9 protein-coding genes are annotated in these 22,517 nt (G+C 62.4%); 4 read left to right on the forward strand and 5 right to left on the reverse strand.

Going from position 1 to position 22,517, the window contains the following annotated elements; all coding sequences use genetic code 11:
- Positions 1–82: 82 nt before the first annotated feature.
- The 3 genes from dsbD to dsbG are packed head-to-tail and all read left to right on the forward strand — an operon-like array spanning position 83 to position 3,393.
- The gene (gene dsbD / locus ACP7EW_RS04560; RefSeq protein WP_426215598.1) at positions 83–1,810 is read left to right on the forward strand and encodes a protein-disulfide reductase DsbD; all 1,728 of its coding nucleotides are present in this window, start codon (positions 83–85) and stop codon (positions 1,808–1,810) included.
- The gene (locus ACP7EW_RS04565) at positions 1,811–2,656 is read left to right on the forward strand and encodes a prolipoprotein diacylglyceryl transferase family protein (protein WP_426215600.1); all 846 of its coding nucleotides are present in this window, start codon (positions 1,811–1,813) and stop codon (positions 2,654–2,656) included.
- A complete protein-coding gene (dsbG, locus tag ACP7EW_RS04570) occupies positions 2,632–3,393 on the forward strand; it encodes a thiol:disulfide interchange protein DsbG (protein ID WP_426215602.1) in 762 nt (253 codons plus the stop codon). Before ACP7EW_RS04565 ends, dsbG begins: the two co-directional genes overlap by 25 nt.
- Positions 3,394–3,468: 75 nt before the next feature.
- Here the strand turns inward: dsbG and ACP7EW_RS04575 are convergent, their stop codons facing one another.
- The 3 genes from ACP7EW_RS04575 to ACP7EW_RS04585 all read right to left on the reverse strand — a co-directional run bounded on the left by ACP7EW_RS04575 (position 3,469) and on the right by ACP7EW_RS04585 (position 20,007).
- Complete coding sequence (locus ACP7EW_RS04575) at positions 3,469–6,180, reverse strand: hypothetical protein (protein ID WP_426215605.1); 2,712 nt, start codon at positions 6,178–6,180, stop codon at positions 3,469–3,471.
- A gap of 129 nt (positions 6,181–6,309) precedes the next feature.
- Positions 6,310–19,200 carry a non-ribosomal peptide synthetase gene (locus ACP7EW_RS04580; protein ID WP_426215607.1) on the reverse strand — a complete coding sequence of 4,297 codons (12,891 nt, stop codon included), beginning with the start codon at positions 19,198–19,200 and terminating at the stop codon, positions 6,310–6,312.
- 54 nt (positions 19,201–19,254) lie between these two features.
- Positions 19,255–20,007, reverse strand: a complete 753-nt coding sequence (locus tag ACP7EW_RS04585) for a thioesterase II family protein (RefSeq protein WP_426215609.1) — start codon at positions 20,005–20,007, stop codon at positions 19,255–19,257.
- A 302-nt stretch (positions 20,008–20,309) separates the two neighbouring features.
- Here ACP7EW_RS04585 and ACP7EW_RS04590 point away from each other — a divergent pair, with 302 nt between their 5' ends.
- Positions 20,310–20,861 (forward strand): RNA polymerase factor sigma-70, encoded by a 552-nt coding sequence (locus tag ACP7EW_RS04590; RefSeq protein WP_005789991.1) that lies wholly within the window; start codon positions 20,310–20,312, stop codon positions 20,859–20,861.
- Positions 20,862–20,907: 46 nt separating this feature from the next.
- Here the strand turns inward: ACP7EW_RS04590 and ACP7EW_RS04595 are convergent, their stop codons facing one another.
- Positions 20,908–21,696 carry a substrate-binding periplasmic protein gene (locus tag ACP7EW_RS04595; protein ID WP_426215611.1) on the reverse strand — a complete coding sequence of 263 codons (789 nt, stop codon included), beginning with the start codon at positions 21,694–21,696 and terminating at the stop codon, positions 20,908–20,910.
- 94 nt (positions 21,697–21,790) lie between these two features.
- Positions 21,791–22,414, reverse strand: a complete 624-nt coding sequence (locus ACP7EW_RS04600; protein ID WP_426215613.1) for a TetR/AcrR family transcriptional regulator — start codon at positions 22,412–22,414, stop codon at positions 21,791–21,793.
- Positions 22,415–22,517: the final 103 nt, after the last annotated feature.

Below are 22,517 nucleotides of genomic sequence, written 5' to 3' on the forward strand. Positions count from 1 at the left end.
CAATCTAGAATAGCCTCGGTTAATCATCGGTTAATCAACGCCACACATTGTGTGCCTACTTGCATCGAACTAAGGCTTGACCATGCGGCATCTGTTTACCTTTCTGCTGGTGTTGTTCGCGGGGTTTGCCCAGGCCGCGCCGGGCAACCCATTTGAGACCAAACCCGATTTCCTTCCGGTGGGCAAAGCCTTCACCTTTACCTCCGAACGTCTTGAAAGTGGCGAGACCCAGCTGTATTGGCAGATTGCCGACGGTTACTACCTCTACAAGCAACGCATGAAATTCGATGGCCTGGCCGAAAAGCCCGCGTTGCCGCAAGGCGAGGCCCATAGCGATGAATTCTTCGGTGACCAGGAGGTGTATCGCCAGGGCCTGGAGGTGAAGATCCCGGCCGGCGCCACCGGCCAGGTCAAGTTGGGCTGGCAGGGCTGCGCCGATGCGGGCCTGTGCTATCCGCCGCAGTCGATCACCGTGGACCTGGGGGGCAACCCGGCCGTTGCCGCGACCGCCGAAGCCCAGGATCAGAGCCTGGCCAGTGGCCTGCAACAACGTAGCCTGGGTTGGAGTCTGCTGCTTTTCTTCGGCCTCGGCCTGTTGCTGGCATTTGCCCCCTGTTCGCTGCCGATGCTGCCGATTCTCGCTGGTCTGGTAGTCGGCAGTGGCGCCAGCCCACGTCGCGGGTTTGCCTTGGCCAGCAGCTATGTGGTGTGCATGGCGCTGGTGTATGCCGCACTGGGCGTAGTGGCCGCGCTGCTCGGCAGCAACCTCGCCGCGCTGCTGCAAACTCCATGGATCCTCGGCAGTTTCGCCGCGCTGTTCGTCATTCTTGCCCTGCCGATGTTCGGTTTCTTCGAACTGCAACTGCCGGCCTTCCTGCGTGATCGCCTGGACAACGTCAGCCGCCAGCAAAGCGGCGGCAGCCTGGTCGGCGCGGGAGTTCTCGGTGCCTTGTCCGGCCTGCTGGTGGGCCCGTGCATGACCGCCCCCCTGGCCGGCGCGCTGTTGTATATCGCCCAGAGCGGCAACGCCTTGCACGGCGGCCTGATCCTGTTCGCCATGGGCATCGGTATCGGCATTCCGCTGTTGCTGCTGGTGACCGTGGGCAACCGCTTCCTGCCCAAGCCGGGCACCTGGATGAACGTGCTCAAGGGCATCTTCGGCTTCCTGTTCCTCGGCACCGCCGTGCTGATGATTCGCCCAGTGGTCGATGAAAGCCTGTGGATCGGCCTGTGGGGCGTATTGGCCCTGATCATGGCCTACTGCGGCTGGACCCTGGCCCGCGAATACGGCCTGGCGGCCAAAGTGTTTGGCGCCGGTTCCCTGGTACTCGGCCTGTGGGGCACGGTGCTGGTAGTGGGCGCAGCCGGTGGCAGCGATGACCTGTGGCAACCGCTGAAGGTCTACAGCGGCTCGCGGACCGCCGCCGCACCGAGCGCCCACGACGCCTTCATGACCCTCAGCGACCCCGCCGTGCTGCAAAGCCAACTCGACAGCGCCAAGGCCCAAGGCCAGTGGGTGCTGGTGGATTACTACGCCGACTGGTGCGTGTCGTGCAAGATCATGGAAAAACAGGTGTTCGGCAAACCCGAGGTGATGGCTGCCCTGAAAGACGTGCGCCTGCTGCGCCTGGACGTCACTGCCGACAACGCCGCCAGCCGCGAGCTGCTCGGCCGCTACAAAGTCCCTGGCCCGCCGAGCTTCGTGTGGATCGGCCCGGACGGTGAAGAACGCCGCGCCCAACGCATCACCGGCGAAGTGGATGCTGCCGCTTTCCTGCAACGCTGGACGCAAACCCGGGACGCCCTCTGAATGCTGACCCTGACCATCGGCACCTTCGCCATCGCCCTGAATCACATCCTGCTGATCAGCGCGCTGATTCTCGCCACCCTGGTGGGCTGGCGCGTGGCCAAGCGTGGCGGTGAAAACCCGGAATCGGTGCTGTTCAGCCTGTTCCTGCTGGGCATGCTGGTGGCCCGCGTCAGCTTTGTGCTGATGTACTGGAGTGATTACAGCCACGCGCCGCTGCAGATGGTCGACCTGCGCGACGGTGGTTTCCTCGCCTGGCCTGGCGTGATCGCGCTGATTCTGGGTGCGCTGCTCTATGGCTGGCGCCGCCCGGCCCTGCGCACGCCGCTGGGTGCCGGGGTGGTCACCGGCCTGGTGTTCTGGGGCCTGACCAGTTTGTCCCTGAGCCTCTACGACAAAGGCTCGCAGCTGCCGGACATCACCCTGCGCAATGCCAATGGCGACGTGGTGCAACTGGCCGATTACAAAGGCGGCCCGCTGGTGATCAACCTGTGGGCCACTTGGTGCCCGCCGTGCCGTCGCGAGATGCCGGTGCTGGAACGTGCCCAACATCAACGCCCCGACGTGACCTTCCTGTTCGTCAACCAGGCCGAAAGCATGCAGAGCGTCAGCACCTTCCTCGCCACCCAGGGCCTGACCCTCGACAACGTTTTATTCGATGCCAGCGGCCGTCTCGGCCAGGCTGTGGGCTCGATGGCTTTGCCAACGACGCTGTTCTATAGCGCCGAAGGACGCCTGATCAACAGCCACCTCGGCGAACTGTCCCAAGCTAGCCTGGCCCGTGCCATGGAACCCTTCGACACCGCCCCACAAAGGAAACCGACATGCCTCGCCTCCGCCACCTGCTGACCCTGCTGCCGCTGACGCTCGCGGCCACCCTGGCCCAGGCCGAAGACTGGCCGGCGCCGATCAAACAGATCGAGGCCAAGGGTGCCAAGATCCTCGGCAAATTCGACGCCCCCAGCGGCCTCACCGGCTACGCCGCGCAATACCAGAACCGTGGCATGGCGCTGTACCTGACCGCCGACGGCAAAAGCGTGATCGCCGGTAACCTGTACGACGCTCAGGGCAACGACCTGAGCAGCGCGCCGCTGGAGAAACTGGTGTACGCGCCGATGGCCAAGGAAGTCTGGGCCAAGATGGAAAAAAGCAGCTGGATCCAGGACGGCGACGTAAAAGCCCCGCGCATCGTCTACCTGTTCAGCGACCCCAACTGCCCTTACTGCAACATGTTCTGGGAACAGGCGCGTCCGTGGGTAAAGGCCGGCAAAGTGCAGCTGCGCCACATCATGGTCGGCATCATCCGCGAAGACAGCCCCGGCAAATCCGCCGCGCTGTTCGCCGCCAAAGACCCGCAAAAAGCCCTGGAAGAACATGAAGCCGCCGGCAAAGGCAGCAAGTTGCAGGCGCTGGACAAGATCCCGGCGGATATCGAGGCCAAGCTGGATAGCAACATGAAGTTGATGGACGAGCTGGAATTGTCGGCGACGCCGGCAATTTTCTATCTGGACGACAAGGGTGGGTTGCAGCAACAGCAGGGGGCGCCTTCGCCGGAGAAGTTGGGGAAGATTTTGGGGCCGAGGTAAGTTACCCAACGGATTAACGAAAAAGGCCCCCACACAGTGGAGGCCTTATCTTCGCAATACCCCATGGAATCTGAGTTATTCAAACACCCTGATCCCAGTGACTGCAAAGTCATTGGCGGGATCTATTCCCATCCGGCGATTATCAATGCCGAGTCTGACCGTGCTTGAAGTGGCGACAAACGTGCCTTTCAGTAACTCCCATGCTGTTCCAGGTTCTCTCACTGCGGTTACATCCTTTCCATCTGCTGTTAACACCATACGAGGCGGCAAGGGTATGCCGACATCATCGCGTATCCAGGCTTCGTATGTGTATGTACGCCCTGCGTCCAAACCGATGAAAATCTTGAACATCTTCTCGCTCTGCGTGGCCGGGTTTGATGTATTGGTATATCCCCAGTCACGCAACCAATAACCCAAGCCCCAAGGTAAGGGACCACTCACCAGTACCAGATCCCTGGGATCAGTAGCGCCCGCCCCCCTCTGCCAGCCATTCCAGCCACCGTCGGCTGGATCGAAGCTGGTGTGATCATAGAAGGGAACTCGAATGATCAACACCCGCGACGGGCACACTATTGCATTGCTCTCAAGCCCACTACCGTCCGTGACCACACTGAATGTGAGGGTCATTGAAGACTGATCCTTCGCCTTGTCCAACTCGGACCGCAACACAGCTGCTGCCACCTCTACTGCTGCCGCTTCTTCACCCGCTGTAATCGTTCGCGCCGCATAAATAACAAAACTGTAGGGAGCCCCTGTCTTGTCAATTGCGGTCGCCCGGAGCCAGCACTTCTGCCCTGCTCGCAGGAACCACATCCAATCTATGAAGGATTCGGCATTCCCGGTGAATGTGCGCGTATCCAGTATGGCATTTTGCGTTCTGGGAGGCGTGGCCTGCCGCACGTTCGGCGTTTCCAGTCGCACCGGCAAACTGATGTTCAAGTTCAAAGGCGATGAGGTCTGCACCTTGCAGGCGGTGGTGACGGTGTAAATGATTTCCACCACTTTACCCATGCTCTCGATCACGGCTTCCGGCGGTAACAACCAGACCACCGCGCCCGTCGTACTGCCTGGTTTAGGGGCCAACAACCAGCAAGAACCGTCCGGCCTCTTCCAGCAGACAGAGATGGAGTGGTTGGGATTGCTACCGGCGTACTTCACTTCAACATGCACGCCGTTGCGCCCGTTGTAGGCGGTCAAGTTTGAGCCCACCGCTTCCGTTACTTTGGCTTCAAGCAGCACTAGCGGCTCTTGCTCGATTTTGAAAGTCTGAACATCAAAGCTGGAAACCTTCTTCAGATCGCATTTGCCATCGAAGCTCACCGCCACATGCAGTTCAAAGTCACTGCAATCTTCCAGCGTCTGCAGCTCAGCCCTGGAAATCGGTGCGTCGACGCCATTGGCCAGCCAGCCTGCGGTAAGCGGCTTATCCATGAGGATATAGAACAGGTAAGGGCTACCGTCCGCCAACGTGCAGGTGATCCAGACCCAGACACATTGTCCGACGGCAGCGTAGTCCCAGATGGGCACTATGGCCGTTGCGTCACCGTTGAAGGTATGAAGGTCCAGGACCCCAGCGGTGACCTCTTCAATGTAGGGTTTCGGAAATTCAGTAGGTTCGAGCACGGTGGCCGTAAAGGCAGGCGACGGCCATGGGCCGAGACCATTAAACGAAACGGTATAGCTTGCCGTCACCGGCTTGCCGAAGTTGGCACTGATCGCCGAAGGTGGCACGAGAAACACAAGGCTGGTTTCACCGGGCTGTACGGTGTGGCAAGGAAACGGTGGTGAACCGGCGCCGGGGGAGCCGGATAAATGTGGGCAAACAACATCCCCGGGGGCCATGCCATCGTAGGCAATCACAAGATGGGCCCCGCTCACGGTGTTGGTTGGGTTGATCAACCAACCGGCAGCGCCACAGTCGACCGCTTCGCGTATACCGGGCGCTAGCAAGTCAGGCGTCGGATCGACGCGCAACAGCACCGTAGAGCGCTGATGGAAATCCTGAGCATTTCTAGGCAGCGGGTTCACATTCGACACCGGTGCATCAGGTTCACAACCGTCCCAGATAACACCCAAATGGCAGGTACATGACGAGTAATCATCCAAGCGTGCCAGCCAGGCCCGCAACAACTCAAACTCGAACACATGCCCCTCATGCGCTTCCTCTTCAGTCACGACATGATCAAAGGCCACCCATTTGAATAACGGCGGCACGTTTTGCTCATTACCCGCAACAACAATAAACAATCGCGAGCCCGCCCGAATCATCGGCCAGGCCTTGACCCGGATAGTTTCGTCCCCCTTGAACTTGAACATGTTCAACCACTGCGTGCCCCACTCCAACTCGGCATGTGCGAACTCAGGCATTGACTCACGCAGATCACCTTCGCGGACGTCCTGAATCTCAAGTTCAAGTACCAGTGACTCTTCGTGCTTACCACTGACAACGGCCTCGTACCAGATCAGCACCGTACGCCCGATACAGGTACTGATCCATTGCCAGGGAATATCGGCTACATTGCCGCTCGCCACGTGGATCGGCGCAAATGTTGCACAGCTATGGCCCTTAATAGCGAAATGGACAATGACCTGGGTGCTTCCTGCGGGAAGCGTCAGTGTCGCAGTCGTACCTTGAGCGGCATCCAGAGGGTAGAGCAGACTGTTGTTCGTAGCGTACTGGATGATCGCAAAGGGTAATTCAGCTGTGATCACCTTGGTTGATGGGGCGGGCGCAGCGCTCATAGCCTGAGCTGGGGAGGTTTTTTTAGGGATCGGTTTTTTAGCCACGATAAGACTCCTGTCCAGCGTTAGATAACCGTCGAGGCTGGCTTTACCAGCCAAAAACTTCGGTTATCTAACGCTCGGATCAGAAATCTTGCCTACTGTCAGATCTGACAGTTCTGACAAGTGGAGCGCTTAAAGTCCCTCCAACTCCGCCATCAAATCACTCAACCGATCCACCTTCTCGGCACTGATCTCATTCGCCGCCAGCCCATCGATATACTCAGCCAATTCCGCCACCGTGCTGCACTCGAACATCGCTCGCAGCGGCACATCCCGCTGCAAGGTCTTCTGCACCCGCGAGGCTATCTGAGTGGCCAGCAACGAATGCCCGCCCAGTTCAAAGAAGTTGTCTTGCACCCCCACCCGCTCAACCTTCAGCACTTCGGCCCAGATCGCGGCCAAGGTGCTTTCCAGTTCGTTGCGCGGCGCCAGGTAGTCCTGGCTTTGCAATTGGCCGATCTCCAGCGCCGGCAGCGCCTTGCGGTCGAGTTTGCCGTTGGCGTTGAGCGGCAGGCGGTCGAGCCAGAGCCAGTGCAGCGGCACCATGTATTCCGGCAGTTCGGCGCGCAGGCGTTGCTTGATGCGATCCAAGCGTTCGCTCGGGTTCAGTGCCTCATCCGCCGCCACCAGGTAGCCGACCAGGTGCTTGCCGTTGACGCCTTCCTGCACGCCCACTGCCGCGTCGCGCACTTCCGGTTGTTCATGCAGGCGCGCTTCGATTTCACCCAGTTCGATGCGGTAGCCACGAATCTTCACCTGATGGTCGACACGCCCGACGTACTCCAACACGCCGTCACTGCGACGGCGTGCGAGGTCGCCGGTGCGGTACAGGCGTTCGCCCGGTGCGCCGAAGGGGTTGGGCACAAACACCGGCGCGGTGCGCAGCGGGTCGCTGACGTAGCCGCGACCGACGCCCGTACCGGCGACGCACAACTCGCCCACCGCGCCTTGCGGCACCAGTTCCAGGGCGCCATCGAGCAGGTACAAACGGTTGTTGTCGGTCGGTGTACCAATCGGCAGATAGGTGCCACGGGTAGACGCCAGGTCGACGCGGTAGAACGCCACATCGTCCGAACATTCCGCCGGGCCGTAAGCGTTGACTAGCCCGATCTGCGGATAACGCAGCAACCACTGATGCGCCAATTCCGGCGGCATCGCTTCACCGGTCGGCAGCATCCAGCGCAAGCCATCCAGACTGATGCGCTCCTGGGCCAGCATGCCCTGGATCAGCGACGGCACGCTTTCCAGCACGGTGATGCCTTGAGCCTGCACATGCTCCAGCAAGCCCTGGGGATCATGGGCGATGGCGTTCGGCACGATATCCACCCGTGCGCCAAACAACGGCGCAGCGAGGAACTGCCATACGGAAATATCAAAGCTCTGCGACGCGGTTTGCGCAATCACATCGGCGTCGCTCAAGGCCAGGTACGGCACCTTGCTCAACTGGTTGTTGAGCATGCCGCGCTGCTCCACCATTACGCCCTTGGGCAGGCCGGTGGAGCCCGAAGTGTAGATCACGTAGGCGAGGTTGTCCGGGCCACTGTAGAGGCCAGGGTTTTCGCCACGCGCCGGTATTTCTTCCCACACCAGCAACTGGCAGTCGAAACCCTCCAACAACTCAATGGCCTGCTCGCGGGACGCCTCGGTGCAGACCAGCAATGGCGTGCGACTCAGGTCGATGATGCTGCGCAGGCGCTGGCTCGGCAGGCCTGGGTCCAGCGGCAGGTAGCCGGCACCGGCCTTGAAGCTGCCGATGATCATGCCCAGCAGGTCAAGGCTGCGCTCGGCCAGCAACGCCACCGGCTGATCCAGGCCGACACCTGCTGCCATCAGCGCATGGCCGAGCCCGTTACTGCGGCGGTTCAGTTCGTCATAGCTCCATTGCTGGTCGAGGCAGCTGACGGCGATGCGCTGCGGATGCGCGGCGACCTGCTCTTCGAACAGTTCGATGTAGCTGCGCTCCAGCGGGTAAACATGCTCACTCTGGTTACAGCCCTCCACCAGGAACTCACGCTCCTGCTCGCCAATCAGCGGCAGGTCGGCCATGTCGCCGTGGAAGCCTTGGACCAACGCCAGCAACAGGCGCTTGAACTCACTGAGCATGCCCTGCACGGTGGTTTCGTCGAAGTAGCGCTGGTCGTAGGACAGGTGCAGGCCCAGGTCATCGCCCGGATAGCACACGGCCGTCAGCGGGAAGTTGGTGTGGGTACGGCCGGAATCCGAGGTGGCATTCAGGCTTTGTGCGTGGTCCAACACCGAGACTTCCACCGGGGCATTTTCGAACACGAACAGGCTGTCGAACAGCGGCTGGCCCTTGGGTAATTCGCTGTGTTCCTGGATCGTCACCAGCGGCAGGTATTCGTACTCGCGCAGTTGCATATTGCTGTCGAGCAGGGCGCTCAACCACTGGCGTACGCTGCAACGCTGGTCGCCCTCAGGCAGTTTCACCCGCAGCGCGATGCTGTTGATGAACAGGCCGACGGTGCGCTGCATCTCCGGCATTTCCACCGGGCGACCGGCCACGGTGACGCCGAACAACACGTCGCGATCGCCGCTCAGACGGCGCAGCACCAGCGCCCAGGCCGCCTGGGCGAAGGTGTTGACAGTCAGTTGGTGAGCCTGGGCCAATTCGCGCAATTGCGCACCGTCGCGGGCATCCAGGCGGGTGTAGCAATCGCCCACCACCATGCCGCCGCTGTGGCCTGCGTGTTCACGCAGGAACGGCCGGTCGCTCGGGATCGGCGTGGTGCGTTCGAAACCTTGCAGGTTCTGCTGCCACCACTGGCGCGCTTCGTTGAGGTTCTGGCGTTGCAGCCAGGCGATGTAGTCGCGATAACGCGGCGGTGTCGCCAGTTGCACCTCGCTGCCTTCACCGAGGGCCATGTAAAGCTCGAAGAAGTCATTCATCAGCAACGAACGGCACCAGGCATCGATAAGGATGTGGTGGTTGCTCATCATGAACCAGTAGCGCTCGGCGCCGACGCGGATCAGGCGCAGGTGGAACGGTGCCTGGTTGAGCAGATCGAAACCGGCTTCGCGCTCTTGCTTGAGCAACGCTTGCAGGCGCGGTTCCTGTTCGCTTTCCGGCGCGTCGCTCCAGTCCAGGTATTCAATCGGCGTGCTGCCCGGTTTGTGGATCACTTGCAGCATGTCTTCGCCGACGTTCCAGCAGAACGAGGCGCGCAGGGCTTCGTGACGGGCGATCACCGCCTGCCAGGCCTGGGCGAAACGCTCCGGGTCCAATGCGCTGTTGATGCGGTAGCGGTCCTGCATGTAATACAGGCCGGTACCGGGTTCCAGCAGGGTGTGCAGCAGCAGGCCTTCCTGCATCGGGGTCAGCGGGTAGACGTCTTCGATGGCGCTGGCAGCGATCGGCAGGCTGTCGAGTTGCGCTTGGGTCAGGTGCGCCAGCGGGAAGTCGGACGGCGTGAGGCCACCGGCATCGTCCTGCAGGCAATGCGCGACCAGGCTTTGCAGCTCAGCGAGGTAGGCATCCGCCAGTTCATGGATGCTCTGTTGATCATGACGCTCGCGACTGAAGGTCCAGCGCAGCACCAGTTCACCGCCGTACACCTGGCTGTCGACGCTCAACTCGTTGGGCAGCGGCGCGTCCGGGTCATGGGCCAGGCCGGCGGGCTCGTCCAGCGGATGGAACAAGGCGTCAGCGCCGAAGCTCTGGTCGAACTGGCCGAGGTAGTTGAAGGTGAGCTGCGCGCTCGGCAGTGCGGCCATGGTCTGCTTGCACAGGTCATCCGCCAGGTAGCGCAGCACGCCATAGCCCAGGCCTTTATGCGGCACGGCGCGCAGTTGTTCCTTGATTGCCTTGATCGAATCGCCCTGCCCAGCTTGCGGCGTCAGGCGCAGCGGATAGGCACTGGTGAACCAACCGACGCTGCGGGTCAGGTCGATGTCATCAAACAAGGTTTCGCGACCGTGGCCTTCCAGTTGGATCAGCGTCGACGCGTGGCCGCTCCAGCGGCACACCACGCGGGCCAAGGCGGTCAGCAGCAGGTCGTTGACCTGGGTGCGGTAGGCACTGGGCGCCTGTTGCAGCAACTGGCGGGTGTGTTCGGCATCCAGGCGTACGCTGACGGTGTCGGCATCGCGGTTGCGCAGCGAGCCTTGTGGACGGGCCACTGGCAATACGGTTTCCGGCCCGGCCAATTGGTCCTGCCAGATGCTCAACTCTTCACGCAGGGATTCGCTGCCGGCATAGGCCTGCAAACGCGCAGCCCAATCACGCAAGGCGCTGGTCTTGGACGGCAGACTGACGGACTGGCCTTCGCTGAGTTGGCGGTAGACGTTTTGCAGGTCCTCCAACAACACGCGCCAGGACACGCCATCCACCACCAGGTGATGGATCGCGATCAGCAAACGTTGCTGCCCCTCGGGCCCGTCCACCAGCAAGGCGCGCAGCAGCGGGCCCTGTTGCAGGTCGAGGCTGCGTTGGGTGTCGGTGAACAGCGCGGTGCACTGCGCCATGTCGCGCACTTGCGCCTGCATCAGCACGCCGCCTTGCGGCACAGCCAAATGCTCGGCGTGCCATTGCGCATCGCGCTGGCAGAAGCTAAGGCGCAGGGCGTCGTGGTGTTCCAGCACTGCCAGCATTGCTTGCTCCAGGCGATGGGGGTCGAGCAATTGCAACGGTTTTAGGACCAGCGCCTGGTTCCAGTGATGACGGTTTGGGATGTCGGTATCGAAGAACCAATGTTGGATCGGCGTGAGGCCCGAAGGGCCGGTAAGCACGCCTTGCTCTGCGGTGATTTGCTCGGAGCGCGTGGCCACGGCGGCCAGGGTCTGCACGGTCTGGTGCTGGAACAGGTCACGGGGGCTGAAGTGAATCCCGGCCTGTCGCGCACGGCTGACCACCTGGATCGACAGGATCGAGTCGCCACCCAGCTCAAAGAAGTTATCGTCCAGGCCGACTTGCTGCACGTTCAGCACGGCGCACCAGATGGCGGCCAGGGTGCTTTCCAGTTCGTTACGGGGTGCCACGTACTGCTGGCGGTTCGCCTCGGGGTCCGGTTGCGGCAAGGCACGACGGTCGAGTTTGCCGTTGGCGGTCAGCGGCATGCTGTCCAGCACGATCAGGTGCGCGGGCACCATGTAGTCCGGCAGTTGCGCCTTGAGATGGGCCTTCAGCGCGTCACGCAGCTTGCCGTGTTCCGCATCGCTGACCAGATACGCCACCAGCTGCTTGCCGCTCGGCGAATCCAACGCCAACACCACCGCTTCGCGCACGGCCGAGTGTTCCAGCAGGCGGGTTTCGATCTCGCCCAGTTCGATACGGAAACCACGGATTTTCACCTGATGGTCGATCCGCCCCAGGTACTCCACCAGGCCATCGGCGCGTTGGCGCACCAGGTCGCCAGTGCGGTATAGACGCCCGCCGCGCGTGGCAAACGGATCCGCAACGAAGCGCTCAGCCGTCATGCCCGGACGCTGGTGATAACCCTGGGCCAGGCCGGCACCGCCGACGTACAACTCGCCGGTCGCGCCCTGTGGCACCAGGGCCAGGTCGGCATCGAGAATGTACGCCACGCGGTCACCGATGATGCTGCCGATCGGCACGCTGGCGGCGCCCTCCTCCAACTGTTCGGGCGCGAGACTGGCCAACGGCATGACCACGGTTTCAGTCGGGCCATAGGCATTGAAGAATACCTGTGGCTGGAACGCGGCACGGATGCGCTGCAAGTGTTCGCCGGTCAGGGCTTCGCCGCCGGTGATGCACATGCGCACCGGCAGGGTCTGTTGTTGAGTCGCCAACCACTGCGCCAACTGGCTGCCATAGCTCGGCGTGAAGCCCAGTATGTTGATGCCATGGGTGCGGATCAGCCCGCAGATTTCTTCTGCATCCCACTGGCCCTGCGCCCGCAACACCACCTGCGCACCGCTGAGCAGCGGCACCAGCAGGCGCTCGGTGGCGGCGTCAAAGTTGATCGAATAGAAGTGCAGCTCGCAGTCCTCCGCGCGCATGCCAAACCGCTCGATCACCGCCGCGCAATGCATGGCGATTTCACCGTGGGACACCACCACGCCTTTCGGCTTGCCGGTGGAACCGGAGGTGTAGATCAAGTACGCCTGGTGTTGCGGCAGGCTGATAAATGGCAGCGCATCGGCCGGGTAGTTGGCCAGCACTGGCGAGTCATCTTCCAGGCACCAGCACGCCACGGTGGCCGGTAACTCGCCGAGGGCTTCGAACATCGCCGCATCGCTGAGCAGCAGGCCGATGCCGCTGTCTTCGATCATGTAGTGCAGGCGGTCCAGCGGGTATTCCGGGTCCAGCGGCACATAGGCGCCGCCGGCCTTGAGAATCGCCAGCAGGCCGATGACCATTTCCAGGGAGCGCGGCAACGCCAGGCCGACACGCACCTGCGGGCCGACGCCACGTTCGCGCAGCATCCAGGCCAGGCGGTTGGCGCGCTCGTCAAGTTCGCGGTAGCTGAGGGTGACGCCGGCGAAGGTCAGCGCCGGCTTATCGCCACGCACTGCGGCCTGTTGGCTGAACAGTTGCTGGATGCACTGATCGAGACGGTGCTCACCTTTTTCAATGCCCAAGCTGTCTTGCAACACGCGCTGTTCTTCGGCGCTCAGCAACGGCAATTCGCTGAGACGCTGCTGCGGGTTGGCGATCAATGCTTCCAGCAGGTTGCGCCAATGCTCGGCCATGCGCGCAATGCGCGGCTCGTCAAACAGATCGGTGCTGTAGGTCAGGCAGCAACCCAGGCGATGGTCGAGGTCGGTAACTTCCAGGTTGAGGTCGAACTTAGTCGCGCGGGCATCGTTGGCCAGGTATTCAACGGTCATGCCGGCCAATTGGCGGCTCTGCTGGAACTCCCAGCGCTGCACGTTGCACATAACCTGGAACAGCGGGTTGTACGCCGCGCTGCGCGGGGGCTGCAGGGCTTCCACCAGATGATCAAACGGCAAATCCTGATGGGACTGGCCCTCGATCACGGTGTGACGTACCTGCTCGAAAAGCTCAGCAACGTTCATCTGCCCATTGAGCTGGCAACGCAGCACCTGGGTGTTGAGGAACGCACCGATCAGGCCTTCGCTTTCCGGGCGAATGCGGTTGGCCACCGGAGCGCCGATACGCAGGTCGGTCTGGCCGCTGTAGCGGTAGAGCAACACGGCCAGGGTGGCGGTCATGGTCATGAACAGGGTCAGGCCGCGCTCGGCATTGAAAGCACGCACGCGGGCTGCGAGGTCGTCGCTTAAATCGAAACGGTACAGCTCGCCCTGGTGGCTTTGCACGGGTGGGCGTGGACGGTCGCCGGGCAGTTCCAGCAGCGGGTGTTCATTGCCCAATTGTGCGATCCAGTAATCCAGCTGGCGCTGACGCTCGCCGGATTCCAGCCACTGGCGCTGCCACACGCTGTAGTCGAGGTATTGCACCGGCAGCGGCGCCAGCGGCGAGTCGCGCTCGTCGATAAAGGCTTCGTACAAGGCACTGAGTTCACGGGCAAAGATGTCCATGGCCCAGCCTTCGGTGACGATGTGGTGCAGGGTCAGGACCAGGTAGTGTTCCTGCTCGCCGGCCTTGACCAGGCACGCACGCAGCAGCGGCCCGGTTTCCAGGTTGAACGGCGTGTGCGCCTCGTGATCGGCCAGTTGTTGCAGGCGCGGTTGGCGTTCGGCTTCGCCCAGCGCGGAGAAATCCTGCCAGTCCATGCGCAAGCCGGTCTGCGGCGAGACCTTCTGATAGGCCACGCCGTCGACGCTCGGGAACGTCGTGCGCAGGGTTTCATGACGCATGATCAGCGCTTGCAACGCTGCTTCGAAACGCCCCACATCCAGCACGCCGCGCAAACGCGCCATGCCGCCGACGTTGTAGGCCGGGCTGTCCGGTTCCATCTGCCACAGGAACCACATGCGCTGCTGGGAATAGGACAACGGCACCGGCTGGCTGCGGTCGACCTTGGCGATGGCAGTCTGTTGGTTGCGCTGGCCTGAAGCCTGGATCAGGCCGACCTGCTCGACAAACGCTCCCAACTCACTGGCTTCAAACAAGGTGCGCAACGGCAGCTCGACGTCACAGGCCTGGCGGGTGCGGGAGATGATCTGCGTGGCCAGCAACGAGTGACCGCCGAGGGCGAAGAAATCATCGCGCAGGCCAATGCCTGGCAGGCCGAGGACTTCGCGCCAGATGGCGGCGATCTGCTGTTGCAGCGGGGTTTCGGGTTCGACATGTTCACGCACTTGCCACACCGGTTCGGGCAACGCGCGGCGGTCCAGCTTACCGCTGGGGCTCAGCGGCATGGCGTCCAGGCGCATCAACAGCGCGGGCACCATGTACTCCGGCAATTCGGCGGCCAACGCGGTTTTGACCTGCTGTTCGTCCAGGCTGCCCTGGGCGGTGAAGTAGCCGATCAACTGCCCGTCACGCACCTGCACCACGGCCTGAGCGATGCCGTCTAGGGCAAGCATGCGCGCTTCGATTTCCTCTGGCTCCACGCGGAAGCCGCGCAGCTTAACCTGCTGATCGAGGCGACCGAGGTACTCGATCACGCCGTCGGCATTCCAACGCGCGCGGTCACCGGTGCGGTACAAGCGTGCGCCGGCTTCACCAGAGGGATCGGCAACAAAACGCTCCGCCGTCAACCCGGCGCGCCCGAGGTAACCCCGGGCCAGGCCGATACCGCCGATGCATAGCTCACCCGGCACGCCCAACGGCACAGGGTTGAGCTGTTCATCCAGCACGCGGCAGATCACATTGCCCAGTGGCCGACCAATCGGCGAGCGCTCGCCGTCTTCGGCGCGGCAATGCCAGTGGGTCACGTTGATTGCGGTTTCGGTCGGGCCATAGCGATTGTGCAACTGCACCGCCGGCAACTGCGCCAACACACGATTACGCAACTCGGCGGGCAAGGCTTCACCCCCCGAGAACAAGCGACGCAGGCTGGTGCATTCGGCCACCAACGGCTCGTCGATAAACAACTGCAACAGCGGCGGCACAAAGTGCAGCGTGGTCACGCCGTGTTCCTGCACCAGTTGCGCAATGCGATGCGGGTCGCGATGCTCACCGGGGCCAGCCAGCACCAGCTGGCATCCGGTGATCAGCGGCCAGAAGCATTCCCACACCGACACGTCAAAACTGATCGGTGCCTTTTGCATTAGCACGTCGGTGGCATTGAGTTGATACGTAGCCTGCATCCACTGCAAGCGCTCGGCCAGCGCAGCATGCGTATTGCCCACGCCTTTGGGCTGGCCAGTGGAACCAGAGGTGTAGATCACGTAGGCCAGGTTATCGCCATGCAGTTGCAGGCCGGGCGGCTGGGTCGGCCAGCTGTCCAGATGCAGGCTGTCCATGGCGATCACGCACACGCCGTCGCTACTCGGCACTTGCTCCAGCAGCGCAGTCTGGGTCAGCAACAGGTGAACGCCACTGTCCTTGAGCATGTAGGCCAGGCGTTCGGCGGGGTAATCCGGGTCCAGCGGCACGTAGGCGCCACCGGCCTTGATGATCGCCAGCAAGCCGATCAACAGTTGCGGCGAACGCTCGGCGGCGATGGCCACGCACACGTCCGGGCCGACGCCCTTGTCACGCAGGTAATGGGCCAAGCGGTTGGCCTGGGTGTGCAGTTGGGCGAAGGTCAGGCTGCCGCCGTCCCAGACCAGCGCAGTGTTGTCCGAGGTCTGCTGGTTGAGCAGTTCCGGCAACCACTGTTGGGCCGGTGCGCAAGGGGCTTCGCTGTACAGCGCCTGTTCGTCGTGCTGCATCAGCCGCAGGTCGCCGATGGCTTGCTCGGGCTGTTCGCAGACGGCCTGCAACAGGTTGATGTAGTGCTCGGCCAGGCGCTGTATGGTCGCGTTTTCGAACAGTTCATCGGCGTAGTCGAACGACAGGCTCAGGCGCCCGTTACGGTCTTCTTCGGTGTGCAGTTGCAGGTCGAACTTGGCTTCGCGGCTGTGCCACGGCAATTCGTCAGCGAGCATGCCGGGCAGGCGGCGCAAGGCGCTGAGGTCGCGTTGCTGATGGTTGAACATGACCTGGAACAGACCCTGTTCGCGGGCCTGCGGGAAGGCTTCGAGCAGTTGTTCGAACGGCAGGTCCTGATGGGCCTGGGCACCCAGCGCCGCCTGGCGGGTCGCGGCCAACAGCTCGATGAAGGGCAGGCGTGCGTCCAGCTCGGCACGTAACACCAGCGTGTTGATGAAGAAGCCCACCAGGCCTTGGGTTTCCTGGCGTGGGCGGTTGGCGTTGGGCACGCCGATGCGAATGTCGCGCTGGCCGCTGTAGCGATGTAGCAGGCTCTGGAACGCTGCCAGCAACAGCATGAACGGCGTGGATTCGTTGGCCTGGGCGGTCTGGCGAATCGCTTCGCTGAGGCTCGCGCCAAGGCGCACGGTGTGGCGTGAGGCACTGCGGCGGTGGTGTGCCGAGCGCAGGTGGTCGGTCGCCAGGCTGAGAGTGGGATGCTCTTCACCCAGCTGCGCTTTCCAGTATGCCAGTTGACGCTGGCCTTCACCTTCGGCCAGCCATTGGCGCTGCCAGCTGCCGTAGTCGGCGTATTGCAGGGCCAGGGGCGGCAGCTCCAGGGTGTGGCCCTGGGCTGCGGCGGCGTACAGGCGCGAGAACTCATCGATCAAAATGTTCAGCGACCAGCCGTCGGCGATGATGTGGTGCAGCGTCACCAGCAGTTGGTGATCTTCATCGTCCAGACGCACCAAGGTCACCCACAGCAGCGGGCCTTTTTCCAGGTCGAACTGGGTGCGCGCTTCGTCTTCGCGGATCTGTTGCGCACGGGCTTCGCGCTCGGCAACGGGCAGGTCGCTGAGGTCGATGACTTGCAGGTCGAAATCCGCCTTGGCGTCGACACGCTGGAACGCCTGGCCGTCGCGCTCATAGAAGCGGGTACGCAGGGCTTCGTGCCGCTGGATCAGTTGCTGGAAGCTGGCACGCACGGCGTCTTCATCCAGCTCGCCGCGCAGGCGCAGGGCGCCGGGGATGGTGTAGGCGCTGCTGTGCGGGTCCAGTTGCCAGGTGATCCACAGGCGGTTCTGTGCCAGGGATTGAGGCAACTCCTCTTGGCGTGACAGGCGCTGAATCGCGCCTTGGGCGACGCCACCGTCTTGCTGCAACTGCGCAACGTTGGCGGCAAAGCCTTCCAGGGTCGGCGCTTCGAATAGCATGCGCAGGTTCAGCTCCAGGCCGAGGGTTTCGCGCAGGCGTGCGACCACCTGGGTGGCGGTGATGGAGTTGCCGCCGAGCAGGAAGAAATGATCATCGGCAGCAACGCTGGCGACGTGCAGTTGTTCACACCAGATCGCCGCGATCTGGTTGTGCAGCTCAGATGCCAGCGCACCCTCGCTCACTTGCGTTTGCAGGTCGGGGAACTGCGCATAGCTGTCCAGGCTGCCGTCCTTGTGGCGCAGCGCACAGGCTGCGCGCTGCACCTTGCCGCTGGAGGTCTTTGGCAAAGCGCCGGGGTTGAGCAGCACCACCACGCTTGGTGCCTCTTGATACGCCTCGGCAACGGCTTGGCGGATCGCCTTTATCAGCGCTTCGGGCGGCAGGATTTTCTGCACGCTGCGGCTGATTTCGGCGGCAATGCCGATGCCTTCCAGACCCTGCTCATTCACCGCAAAGGCCGCAACCCGGCCTTTGCGCACCACTTCCACTTCGCGCTCGATGGTCTGCTCGATGTCCTGGGGATACAGGTTGTGGCCGCGCACGATCAGCAAGTCCTTGAGGCGACCGGTGATATACACCTCGCCGTCACGGATGAAGCCCAGGTCGCCGGTGCGCAGCCAGGTACGGCCGGCGTGCTGCACGAAGGTCTTGGCGGTGGCTTCGGGGTTGCGCCAGTAGCCGTGGGCGATGCTCGGGCCGGTGGCCCAGAGTTCGCCGACGCTGTTGTCGCCCAGCTCGGTGAGGGTGTGGGGGTCCGCGATCAGCACCGCGTGTTCCGGCTGGCTGGTGCCACAGCTCATGATCGCGCTGCCCTGCCCCGGTTCGGCGCGGTTGGCGGCCAGGGCCTGCTCGTCGACGCGCAGCGCCGGGATACCGTGGCCACGGCTGCCACCGGCGACAAACAGGGTCGCCTCGGCCAGGCCGTAGGAGGCAAAGAAGTTATTCGGGGTGAAACCGCAGGCGGCGAACTTCTCGGCGAAGCGCTCCAGGGTGTCGAGGCGGATCGGCTCGGAACCGGAATAGGCCACGCGCCACCGGCTCAGATCCAGGCGCTCCAGGGCTGAGTCGCTGACCCTTTCGCTGCACAGGCGATAAGCGAAATCCGGGCCACCGCTGATGGTGCCGCCGTATTCGCTGATCGCTTCCAGCCAGCGCAATGGCCGACCCAGGAAGTAGGCCGGCGACATCAACACGCAGGGCACGCCACTGAAGATCGGTTGCAGCAAGCCGCCGATCAGGCCCATGTCGTGGTACAGCGGCAACCAACTGACGATCACGTCATCCGGGTTCAGGTCGATGCCAAAACCGCGACGGATCAGCACTTCGTTGGCGACCAGGTTGCCGTGGCTGACCTGCACGCCCTTGGGCAATGCGGTGGAGCCGGAGGTGTATTGCAGGAAGGCGATGTCGTCCGGACGCAGGTCAGGGGCGACCCAATGGCCGAGGTTTTCCAGGCGATCGACGCTCAATACCGGCGGCGCGTTTTCGATCTGTGACAAGCCATCGGCAAGGCTGGCGATGGTCAGCAACAGGCGTGGCTCGGCATCGCTGATGATCGACAGCAGGCGCTCCTGATGGTGACGGCGGGTGGACTCCGGCGGATAGGCCGGCACCGCGATCACCCCCGCGTAGAGGCAACCAAAGAAGGCCGCGACGTAATCCGGGCCGCTGGGAAACAACAGCACGGCACGGTCGCCCAGGTCCGCATTGGCTTGCAAGGCGGCAGCGATGGTGCGGGCGCGCTGGTCCAGGTCGCGGTAACTGAGTACGACGCTGTGCTCGGCGGATTCGGCGAGGAAGCGCAGGGCGACCTGGTCCGGGGTCTGCGCGGCGCGACGTTGAAGGGACTGGACCAGGGTGCGGGGAAGTTCGAAGGCGTCCATCATGGGGTTCCTGCCTGAAATCGGCTTACGGGAAATTCAACAATTCGGGGGGCTTGCTCAGCCGACGGCGAGTGGCCGTGCCGCGCCATTGCGCCAGCGGGCCAGGTGTTCGTCGGCGTAACGCCGCATGCAGCGCAGCACGGCGCTTTCGTGTTGCATGAGGAAGAAGTGGTGACCGTCGAACATGTCCAGGGAAAAACCGCTGGCGGCGTCGAGTTGCCAGTCGAGCAACTGGTCGGCGCGCACGCTGTCCTGCTTGCCACCGAACACGTGGATCGGCATGCCCAACGGTGCGCGCTCGCCGTAGGTGAAGCTGCCGCACAGCAGGAAATCGGCGCGCAGGATCGGCAGCATCAACTGCATCAACTCGGGGTTGGCCAGGGCTTCCTCGGCGGTGCCTTGCAGTTCGCGCAGGCGGGCGATCAGCTGTTCGTCAGTTTTTTCGACGGCGTATTCGCTGACGTCGCGACGCGCCGGCCCGGCCGTGCCGGAAGCGAACAGGGCCAGTGGCGGCGGCACATTGCGCGCACGCAATGCATGCGCCAACTCAAAGGCCAGCAGGCCGCCGAGGCTGTGGCCGAACAAGGCGTAGGGGCCGTTCAAGTCGCGGCTGATTTCATCGGCTAGCTGGTCCGCCAAGGCCTTGATATCGCGCTGCAACGGCTCGTCCATGCGCATGCCACGGCCTGGCAATTCCAGCGGACACACCTGCAACCATTCAGGCAAGGCTCGGCGCCAGCGTGCGTAAACCATGGCGCTGGCGCCCGAATAGGGCAGGCAGAACAGGCGCAGTCGGGTCGGCGTACTCATCGAGTGACGACTCCAAACTGAAACACGCTGTATGCACGATAGAAACCCATTTCGTCCTCCTGCGGGTGCTGATCCTTGGCCGTTTCGCTAACGGACCTGTCACCCAGAAGAACGGACGGCACCGGCAAATAATTAGTCGCCGGCTACGCGCGAGACGTGGTTCACACCTAACAAGAAAGCATAAGATTAGTTCGCCTTCTCATTTGACAATCATTATCATTCAGCATAATTTGTTGCCCGATGTGTAGGAGGCCTCAGCAAGGACGCCCTCCCCTAACCTCTTTTGCGACAAGGTGATTTCCATGACGGAACAAGTATCCACAGGCAGGTGCGACTCACCGCTTCTCCAGGCATTCGTCGATAATCGGCTGATTCTGGTGAAGATCGCGGCACGCATTACCGGCTGCCGCTCCCGCGCCGAAGACGTAGTGCAGGACGCCTACTTCCGGTTGCAGTCGGCGCCGACGATCACGTCATCGTTCAAGGCGCAATTGAGTTATCTGTTCCAGATCGTGCGCAACCTGGCCATCGATCACTACCGCAAGCAGGCCCTGGAGCTCAAATACTCAGGGACGGAAGAGGAAGGCTTGAATGTGGTTATTCACGGCGCTTCACCGGAAACCTCGCACATCAACTTCAACACCCTGGAAAACATCGCCGACGCCCTGACGGAGCTGCCGCAACGCACCCGCTACGCGTTCGAGATGTACCGCCTGCACGGCGTGCCGCAAAAGGACATCGCCAAGGAACTCGGCGTGTCGCCGACGCTGGTGAACTTTATGATCCGGGATGCGCTGGTGCACTGCCGCAAGGTGTCGGGCAGCCATAGTGATACGTTTGCGCGACGGGTGTGACACACCGCTGTAGGAAATGTGGGAGCGGGCTTGCTCGCTCCCACACTCAGGGCACCGCCGTCACATCAATGCGATACGGCTCGAAAATCTTCAGCATCTCGCCATCATCACGCAAACGCTTGAGCAGCGCGGCAAACGCCTCCCCCGTAATCGGCGCTTTCGGGCGCAACAGCGCAAAGTGGTGATACACCTGATCAATGCGTTCCGAGACCAGGAACTGCCCGGCCATGTCCGCATTGCGCACCATAAAATCACTCAAGTACGAACGCGTCACCAGCGCAATGTCGGCACGCCCGCGCGCGACCATCAACAAGTTGCTGTCATGGGAGTAGGTCAACGTAGCGTTGAAGTGCTCGGCCATGTACTTGGGGTCGGGGTTGAAGTTGGCGAAGGCGTAGTGATAACCGCTGAATACGGCCAGACGTTTACCTCTGAGGTCAGCGAAATACGCCTGATCGCGACCAGGCTTGCGTTGGGCGACGAAGATTTCCGCGTCTTCCAGGCCCATGTCGACGGTGGTGTGAGGAATTTCCTGCCAGCCCCAGTCAGGATTCTCAAAGATCGCCATATCGACCCGGCCCTGCTCGAAATCGCGGAAACGCCGAGGGATTGAGGTGGGCACCAACACGAACTGGTAATCGGTTTGCGCGGCGTTTAACGCCTCGACCAGTTGCGGCAGCAAACCGGTATCGGCGCCCTGCTCCGGGCGCACGGTGTAGGGTGGAAAGTGCGCCGCGCCGATGCGTACCAACTGCGCAGCCGACGCCGGCATCCACCACGCGGTGCCCAGTGCCCAAAAGGTAAGTCCTGCAGCCAGCCGCCATGGCGAAAACATCAAGGCACACACCGTTCAAAAACGCTAATGGCGATAAGCTAGGCGTTTTTGTCTGGCGAGACAACTTTCTACCGGCAAATTAATAGCTTGCACTTCAATCGGCCTTCAAAACCATCAACAGGGCTTCTTCAGCCAGCTGTTCGAGGGTCATGCTGCCTTCTGCGCGGAACCAAGTGGTCGTCCACGACAACGCCCCGGTCAGAAAACGTCGGGTGATAAATACATCGCCCTTGATGTAACCGGCGTCTTTGGCCTCGCCCAGCACCTGAAGCCACAGCGCCTCATACACGTCACGCAGGGCCAACACCTGGGCCTGGCCTTCGGCCGACAAGGACCGCCATTCGTACACCAGCACCGCCATGGCCTCGCCGCTGCCGCCCATGATCGACTGCAATTCGCAGCGGATCAGCGCCAGCACGCGCTCGCGCACGTTGGTGGCTTCCTCAAGGGACGCGCGCATCATCGCGGTGTTGTAGTGGATGGTTTCTTCCATCACTGCGCGCAGGATCTCGTCCTTGCTCTTGAAGTGATGAAAGATGCTGCCGGACTGGATGCCCACGGCGCTGGCCAGGTCGCGCACGGTGGTGCGCTCGAAGCCCTTGTTGCGAAACAAGTGGGCCGCGGTCTGCAGCAGCTTGCCCCGGGCGCTGTCGGGGTCGGTCAATTGGCCGCCGTCGACCATGGTGCGCATCACCCGCAGGGCTTTATGCTCATCCATGCCTCTCTCCTCTACTTCCACGGACGTCTTGGCCGGCAATTTAGGCCGTGGCGGCCACCCAAGCAAGCGCTTGGCTAAAACTTGTGACTGGAGTTTACAAACC

Source organism: Pseudomonas sp. DWRC2-2 (genome assembly GCF_049897885.1).
Taxonomy (GTDB): Bacteria; Pseudomonadota; Gammaproteobacteria; order Pseudomonadales; family Pseudomonadaceae; genus Aquipseudomonas; species Aquipseudomonas azotoformans_A.

Coding starts and splice junctions, on each gene's coding strand:
- dsbD (WP_426215598.1), top strand. CDS start 83: ATGCGGCATCTGTTTACCTTTCTGCTGGTGTTGTTCGCGGGGTTTGCC.
- ACP7EW_RS04565 (WP_426215600.1), top strand. CDS start 1,811: ATGCTGACCCTGACCATCGGCACCTTCGCCATCGCCCTGAATCACATC.
- dsbG (WP_426215602.1), top strand. CDS start 2,632: ATGCCTCGCCTCCGCCACCTGCTGACCCTGCTGCCGCTGACGCTCGCG.
- ACP7EW_RS04580 (WP_426215607.1), bottom strand. CDS start 19,200: ATGATGGACGCCTTCGAACTTCCCCGCACCCTGGTCCAGTCCCTTCAA.
- ACP7EW_RS04585 (WP_426215609.1), bottom strand. CDS start 20,007: ATGAGTACGCCGACCCGACTGCGCCTGTTCTGCCTGCCCTATTCGGGC.
- ACP7EW_RS04590 (WP_005789991.1), top strand. CDS start 20,310: ATGACGGAACAAGTATCCACAGGCAGGTGCGACTCACCGCTTCTCCAG.
- ACP7EW_RS04595 (WP_426215611.1), bottom strand. CDS start 21,696: ATGTTTTCGCCATGGCGGCTGGCTGCAGGACTTACCTTTTGGGCACTG.
- ACP7EW_RS04600 (WP_426215613.1), bottom strand. CDS start 22,414: ATGGATGAGCATAAAGCCCTGCGGGTGATGCGCACCATGGTCGACGGC.